The sequence below is a fragment of the Spirochaetota bacterium genome (genome assembly GCA_025061835.1).
Classification (GTDB): Bacteria; Spirochaetota; Brevinematia; order DTOW01; family DTOW01; genus SKYB106.
In genome coordinates, this window is record JANXAC010000008.1 from 59,666 (window position 1) to 67,482 (window position 7,817).

The 7,817-nt window shown below is 34.5% G+C and carries 8 protein-coding genes; 3 read left to right on the forward strand and 5 right to left on the reverse strand.

The genetic code is table 11. The features are described from left to right. Positions 1-6: 6 nt before the first annotated feature. The 3 genes from NZ579_04665 to NZ579_04675 all read right to left on the reverse strand — a co-directional run bounded on the left by NZ579_04665 (position 7) and on the right by NZ579_04675 (position 2,847). The gene (locus NZ579_04665) at positions 7-567 is read right to left on the reverse strand and encodes a hypothetical protein (protein MCS7299238.1); all 561 of its coding nucleotides are present in this window, start codon (positions 565-567) and stop codon (positions 7-9) included. A 9-nt stretch (positions 568-576) separates the two neighbouring features. Then, complete coding sequence (locus tag NZ579_04670) at positions 577-2,010, reverse strand: hypothetical protein (protein MCS7299239.1); 1,434 nt, start codon at positions 2,008-2,010, stop codon at positions 577-579. A gap of 66 nt (positions 2,011-2,076) precedes the next feature. Continuing rightward, positions 2,077-2,847 (reverse strand): DUF3782 domain-containing protein, encoded by a 771-nt coding sequence (locus NZ579_04675; protein MCS7299240.1) that lies wholly within the window; start codon positions 2,845-2,847, stop codon positions 2,077-2,079. Positions 2,848-2,987: 140 nt separating this feature from the next. Between NZ579_04675 and NZ579_04680 the strand changes: the two genes are divergently transcribed. The 3 genes from NZ579_04680 to NZ579_04690 are packed head-to-tail and all read left to right on the forward strand — an operon-like array spanning position 2,988 to position 6,025. Beyond that, positions 2,988-3,902 (forward strand): hypothetical protein, encoded by a 915-nt coding sequence (locus tag NZ579_04680; GenBank protein MCS7299241.1) that lies wholly within the window; start codon positions 2,988-2,990, stop codon positions 3,900-3,902. Positions 3,903-3,953: 51 nt separating this feature from the next. Beyond that, positions 3,954-4,601 (forward strand): hypothetical protein, encoded by a 648-nt coding sequence (locus NZ579_04685; GenBank protein ID MCS7299242.1) that lies wholly within the window; start codon positions 3,954-3,956, stop codon positions 4,599-4,601. Positions 4,602-4,651: 50 nt separating this feature from the next. After that, on the forward strand, positions 4,652-6,025 hold the full coding sequence (locus NZ579_04690) for an alpha/beta hydrolase-fold protein (protein ID MCS7299243.1): 1,374 nt from the start codon (positions 4,652-4,654) through the stop codon (positions 6,023-6,025). 192 nt (positions 6,026-6,217) lie between these two features. Here the strand turns inward: NZ579_04690 and NZ579_04695 are convergent, their stop codons facing one another. Together NZ579_04695 and NZ579_04700 are read right to left on the reverse strand one after the other, a co-directional pair. Continuing rightward, a complete protein-coding gene (locus NZ579_04695; protein MCS7299244.1) occupies positions 6,218-7,348 on the reverse strand; it encodes a hypothetical protein in 1,131 nt (376 codons plus the stop codon). Between the two features lie 120 nt (positions 7,349-7,468). After that, the coding region (locus NZ579_04700; protein ID MCS7299245.1) for a hypothetical protein at positions 7,469-7,817 on the reverse strand (349 nt) is incomplete at its 5' end.

Below are 7,817 nucleotides of genomic sequence, written 5' to 3' on the forward strand. Positions count from 1 at the left end.
CCTCTTCTATTCCTTTTCTGAAATTACTGCTACTATGTCTTTCCTTATAGGATTGTCAAACAAGACTAAAAGATAAGGATACCCTTTGGTTGGAGATGAAGACCTTGTATATTCAATCTCAACTAACACTTTTTCTTCCTTTTCAGTCGCTTTTGATGATACTAGTTTAACTTCGTAGTTTCCAGGGTCAAAGGTAATAAGGACTGCCGATTTATCTTTCAGAAAGTCATAACCAACAACCTCTTCCCCTACTCTCACGAATAGATTATCTTCTCTAATCGCAGGTGGAACATAGTTTTTGAGTTCATTATACACATTCCTTAATTCTCTTATATCTTTAATTAAGAATACTCTATTTGTTGGGTATTTGAGTGGAACATTTCTGAATGTTGAGTAGTATAGTTTCTTCTCCTCATCAAAAGCACTCAACTTTGCGACCAGAACACCAGAGTATGTATTTAAGGGTATGTTTATACCTCCTCTTGGTATCTCTGCCTCTCTAGTTCTTGGACAACCTAACATTATTAACAACGCTACAATTAGAGATAGAAACTTTAAAGTTTTCATCTCCACCCCCTACATCTTTATGGATTTTTTTAGTTTCTGTTTTGAGTTTTCAACTTCCTTTTCGTATAAGCTTTTGAGATTGTTTATGTTCCTCAAGATATTTTCCTTGTATCTCTCAAATTGAATCTTATAACTGGTTGCAATTCTTTCTACTTCATTATCAATTAAAGATGCTACGAAACCTTCTTCAGAAGTGATCTCTTCTAGTATTTTTTTTATGTTCTGTTTGTTTGTCAAGAAGTTGTAGATAAGATTTGTTAGGTTGAATTTGGGATCGGTTATAAACCTATATCTATACTCTCCGTTTAGCGTATCCATAAATGGTTCAAATTCAAAATCTACCGAAAAACTTGATATATTGACTTTACTTTCTATTCCTTCAAAGTTAGCTGTTCCATACCAAGTTCCGTTTGATATGCCCCCTACAAACCTGAACTTGCCCCCTGTGTAAATATCGCCATGAATGGATATCTCAATGTTATTGTTCGTAGTTGATAAGGTGTATGATGCATTCTTCAGTGTTAGAACCTGGGGAACATTGATAAACCTGTATCTTTCAAGTCTTTCCAAAAGATAGACAGGAAAGTTTAGGATAAACAGATCTACATACTTTTGAGGATTTTTCTTGAGTATCTCAATTTTCTGATCCCAAGCGGTCTTGTATCCTTCTCTTAATATGCGCAACTTTGAGTATTCCTCATCCACCCTTTTCTGATAATCAATTAGGTTGCTTTTTAGGTTTTGAATTTCTCTATCAAGTTCAGTTATGAATTCATTGATTCCTTTGGAAACTCCTTTTGCAGATGATTGTTTTATGTAGTATGAATATACATCATCTCTGAATTTGTTTAAAAGGTCCTCCATCCCCTTTTTGACTTCATCAACACTTTTTGATATTCCAAGTTCAAGTTTGCTTATCTCAACGGATATGTCAACCCAAGCAGATGTAAGTTTGTCAGTATGCTTATAGAATATGTCCTTACTCTTCAAAACTCCATTCTCAACAAGGTTTGTGAAAGTATTTGAACTCACTTCAACCAAGTAAAGTTCAATAACATTCGTTGAGATACTAAACCTTTCTTCATAACTTAATCCTAGACTAGCAATAATCTTTGAAAGTTCCGATAGGTTTATTGAGTTTGAATGTATAGTGAAAGTTATGTTGTTTGTAGATACTTCAAGAAAACCTATTAGATCATCATACCGTGCTATACAGTAGTTTCCATAAAACTCTGGTAAGTATGAAACTTCTTCTGCTATTATGTTTCCAAACAAATCCCTTTTTAGGTTATTGACATTGAGACTCAAGTTTAGATTCTTACCTAGTCTTTTATTCATATAGTCAGTCTCTGTTGAACCAACTGGAAGTCTTATAAACCAGATTATCGTAAAGATAATGATCAATATAGTTATAACTACACCTATAATGATCAACTTTTTCATAGATTGTGAAAATTATAGTTGTTAAAATAGGGTAATAACAAAATTTGGCTACAGGTTAATGGAGTTTTAAGGATATATTACCTTTATTCCTTTCTTTTCTGCTAGTTTTTTTGCATCTTCATAGATGAAGTATGTTACTATTCTCTTCTCACTAACTTTTCTTCCTACCTCTTGTTCATACACTCTTACAGCTTCTTCAAACCTCTCAACCTCAGAAACACTACAACTTGACTTAACCTCAACAACCATCTCAACACCATCCTTAACTACTATATCTATCTCATACTCCCTTTTTTCCTCAAAGTCTCCAATCTTTACAACAGCACTACTCTTCCATTTTTTGACCTCACCACCCCAACTACTCACGAGATCTTCTGCAAACTTCGTGATAGCTTTTTCCGAGCTCAAACCCCACCTGCCACCTATTGCCTCAAGTTTCCTATCAAGCCTTCCTACCGACTCATCTATCTTCCTGTCAAGCCTCTCTACCTCCCTATCTATCTTCCTATCAATCTCATCTTTAACGTTAAGAACAAACTTCTTAAGGTCTTCTGACTGCTTCTCAAGAGCACTGTAAAACTCTTTTCTTAACTCCTCCGACTGCTTCTCAAGAGCACTGTAAAACTCTTTTCTTAACTCCTCGGACTGCTTCTCAAGAGCACTGTAAAACTCTCTTTTTAGGTCTTGTGAATACTTCACTAGTGCTTCATCAAAGTAAGTCTTTGTTAAAAGCTCATCCCCATACAACTTCAGTATCAATTTATGAATTTCAAAAGCGAAATCCTTATCTGTTCTTATTATGCTCAGTAATCTCTCTTTGAGTTCCGTTTCTGTCATATTGAAAGTATAATTACAACAGGTATGTTCAGTCAAAAACTAACTAGAAGAAGATTAAACATTTCAATCTCTAGGTTTTCTGTATCACTAACACTTCAAACAACACACATTCTTCCGATAAGTTTAGTAATATTATTACTATGAGGAGAATATTTTTTCTTCTGCTAGTTTCTGTAATAGCCCAGACATCCTATGGGGGGATACAACCTGAACTTTCATTTGAATATGAAACATTTAGGATGCTACAAGAGATACCGGTGATATTTACTGTTAGGAATGTAGGTAATAATAGCGAGGAATTTTTCATATACGATAACATCTACAAAACATTCTTCATAGACTTAAGAACGGAAAAGAATGACCAAGTTGAATTGTCTTATGACTTTATAGTTAAACACGACTTTTTCAATATTCACTCAACGAAAAGGTCTATAATCCTAAAGCCAGACCAATCGTTTTCAGTTAGACTTGATATATCCAAGATATTTGACATCTCCAAACCTGGTGTTTATTACATAAGAGGTATTTTCTCCCCCGATGGAATGGCAGACAAAAGAGATGGATTATTCACGGACTTCTACAAGATAATTATAAAACCCCCTAGGAAGGTTGAAGAAGTTGTTGTAAGTATTGATACCGAGTTCCAGAAGAAACAACAAGAACTCTACAACCTACCGCCTTATGAAGTCGTAAGAAGAATGCTTGATGCGAAATACAGAAGAGATGCAAAAGAGTATCTAATCTACTTTGACTTTGACAAACTTATAGCAATATTTCCATCATTCTCAAAGAGATATGACGAAAGTAAAACAGCGTCAGAGAAGGCAAGAGTTATAGAAAAATTTAAAGAATACCTAACAACATATTGGGAAGACCCCATACTTTCATTCTCAATAATTAGAACCGAGATTGAAGGAGACAAAGCAAAAGTAATAGCAGATGTTGAGTATAAGCTGAGAAATACATCCTACAAGTTAAGATATTCCTACGAACTATTTAGAACCTATGACAACAGATGGCTCATCTACTCCTACGAAGCTGTTAACTTTAAGTAGTTCTACAAATTCAAAAAAATTGACAAGTGTGAGACTAACCTTGAGTTCGTTATGAATGTTCTAATTCTAGGTGCTACAGGTAAATTTGGCAAATACCTATCAAAAGGAATTGTAAGTAAGAAAATTCTGCCAAAAACTCAAAACCTATACCTACAAGGTAATCTCAATGTGGAAGATTTAGAATACCTGTCAGCCGAAGGACTCAACACAAAGGTTTTCAAATCAGACTTCTATCTTCTAGACGATGTTAAAAGACTAATTTCTGAAATGCCTCAAAAAATAGATGTTTTCATAAACCTTCTGTCTATCTTTGAAGAGAGTAAGTATAGTTCTGAAATAGAAAGTGTTGATAGAGTTTTAAGGATAAACTTTCACAATCAGGTTCTATTCCTAAAAGAGACCTTACCGAGAGTAGATGGAGGAGTTGTAGTTCAATTTCTTGACGAGTGCGTTAGAAGACCTTATGTCAGTAAATACTTTTGGTATTCAGTCTCAAGAAGTACGTTATACTCATTCTACCAAAACTATAAGGAGTATGCTACCAGAAATTTCGTGAAGCAAAGGGTAGTTCTTCTATTCCCTGAATACATAAAAGAAAGTGACTATCAGAGCCTCTCAAAGACAATAGATAAGTATTGTGCAAACGAAGTTCCAGATTTTGAAATGATAGAGATACCTAAAGAAGGTCTAACTAGATAGTGTGATTTAGTCAAAAGTAAAATTTAAATATAAAACTGGAGGTTAGGCCTATGCAGGGATTTTTCATATTACTTATCCTACTTTCAATTCTATCAAGTGTATGTTTTGGTTTTTCATTCCGAACCAACGGAAACTTTGTTACAATTCAAGGCTTTGAGTCAAAGGTCCTTAAGAATAAGAGAACAATAAGAGTATTTTTACCTTCGGATTACTTCAACTCAACAAACTACTATCCTGTCCTTTATGCTCACGATGGACAGAACGTATACTACGATGAGAAAAATAAAGCAAAATGGGATGTTGATAAAACAACAGAGATCCTTGTTAAAGAAGGCAAAATTAGAGATGTCGTAATTGTAGGTATAGATCATATGGGGGTTGATAGGATTAAAGAATACACACCATTCCCTTTTGAGAGTTACGGTGGTGGAGCAGGAGAGTTGTATGGTAAATTTCTCGTTGAAGAACTTAAACCATTCATAGAAACCAACTTTAGGGTAAAGACAAACAGAGATTCTGTTGGTACTTTTGGCTCATCTCTCGGAGGTCTTATTTCACTCTACCTTGGGATGTGGTATCCTGAAGTTTTCGGAACAGTCGGTTGTTTCTCTCCTTCTTTTTGGTGGGGGCTTGAAAGAACGAAGTCAAATGTGGTAAGAAACCTTGATAAATTATCAACTCTCAAAATCTACATTGATATGGGCTATAGCGAGGGAGGAAACCAAGAATCAGAAAGTAACATCGTATACACAACAAGAGAGATATGTAATATCCTGCTAACCAAGATTGACTATCCTAGACTATTGTATATTGAGGACAAGAAAGGCATTCACAATGAAATCTCTTGGAAGGAGAGAATGAGTAATTTTCTTGTATTTACTCTGAGTAAAGAATCTTTATCTCAAGAAATAACTAGTATTCAACTTGATGTCCATCCGAGTGAATGGGGTGTCGGAGACAAAGGGTTTGTATTCATTAATGCTACAACGAAAGATGGTATCGTAAGAACCATCTATCAATTGACACCTTCACTAGAAAAGTTCAAGTATCTGGGTAATGGATACATTGAAGCAACGGAAAGTGGAAAAGGGAAAGTATCGGTATCAATTGGAAAACTGTCATCATCAAAAGAGATAAACATAGACACACTTTCAAGAAAGTTCGGAGTAGCAAATATAAATGTTTTCGCAACATCTGCCGATGTTGAGTTTTTGGTTGAAGACGAGGACGGTAAGAAAACTAATTACACAATAAAATTAACAATCTTGAGTAATGGTGAGAGACAAAACTTATTCTTCACATCTATAACCAATGTAAGAGGGAAATCATACAAAGGTAAGTTCATTCTAGATGGAAAGATAGACGAAGGAGTTAAGCAAATAGTAATAAACAGAAGGTTAAAGGAATATAAGTTTAAGTTCTAAGTATAAAAGCAATTAACTATCCTGTTAAAATCTGATCAAGCATAGAAAGTTTAGTAGTGATTTTAGTAGTGATAAAAACTTGCCTAATTTCATTAGCAGAGTTAGAAAGGTTCGTTATGAAATAGATTACGTTTTAACAAGCAAACAAATCAAACCTAACAACTTTCCAGTAGTTTAGAATGAGACTTTAAGTCATTGTGCCCTACTCTCCACTCTGTTCTTAATCATATCTAATACTCTCTTTGATACAATATTAGGATTTTTTACATTGTTAAAGTAGTTCAATATAGATACAACTTCGTCGAAAATATCATCTTTGTTTCTTGCTGTATTCAAAGACCAAAGTATTAGGCTAACTTGGTTTTTGATATTAGGTTCTAATCCTTTAGTTTGTAGCATATCCTTTAGTTTTCTCTCGTTATTCAACAAATCCTGTCCTTTTAGGATGTTTATAACTACACTGAAGTAGTTTAGAAGACTCTGCTGGCTTATGAAAGGTAGTAAGGACCTTGCTTCATCAAACTTCTTAAGATTTAGAAAAGCAATCAAGACATACTTTGCATTCCTAGAAGAGACACCATAAACTCTTACTTCCTCAATCCCTTCTTGAATATACCCAAATCTTATCAAAAACTCTATCCTTAAAGGTATGTATTGCGGTAAGTTTTGAGAGAGTATTCTCAAGCACTCTTCATCTCCGACCTCACCCAACCCCCTAGCAATAGTAACCAAATCTGTTGTCTCAAAATCGTAGTAGTTCCTTATGCTTCTGTAAACTTCTACAATCTCATGAAACATCTCAAAGATCTCAAGTTTGGATATTAGTTCAGAGATTATTGCTCTGTTTGTAATTACCCTTTCTTTAGTTAGTGTTGTCAAAGGTGAAAGGTAATTGTTGTTGAAACAGAGCCTAGAGAAGTTTCTAACTACTGTCTCACTTATGTTTGTCTTCCTTTCAAGTAAGTTTCTAGAGAAACTATCTAATAACCTCCTCTCTGAAAACACAGAGTTGTAAATATATCTCTCAAAAATTATACTATCTAAAACTTCATATAGCTCATTCATAACGTCTCTTCTCAGTGGAAACCCAACCTTAACTTTCTCAACCAATACTTCATAAGAGTTTGTCTTTTTTGATATTTCATCAAGCAGTGAGTATAATTCTTCATACCTTGACTTTGAGACAAAGTCCATAACAATAACCTGTAGCCCCAATTTACCTTCTATGTATCTAGAAATATAGTCCTTGAAGGTAAGTTCTTGTGAATAAATTGAAGAGCATATAGCAACTCCAACTAAAATGGATACCAAATACCTATTCATAAGTTGATTATATACATTATTCTAAATTATATTCAAAGACAAATTCTTCAATTTCGGAGTGACTACTCCTGAAGTATTTAATTAAAGCAACGGAACTATGATACTAAAATTTTGTTCAACCTAGAAAGTGAAATTCAGAACTAGTCTTGCAAGTGTTGGCAATAGAATAGCTGCTGATCCTATTCCAAGCCCTGGACATATTTCAAGACCCATTCCTATGTTCCTTATAGGCATAAGGTTCATCTGTAGACCGAGAGAACCGAAGAGATAGTAGCCACTAGTACGACCAAAAACTTCAGAATAACCGACTGAAGACATAGCAGTTAGTGATATTGAAAAAACTTCACCAAAGTATCCTATGCTTGCAAAAACTGAAGGACCTAAGACAAAAGCTTCACGAAAGTCGTAAGTACCAATTGCTATTAAGAGAGAACCTCCTACGTTTAGAAAAGGAATATCACCAGACTTT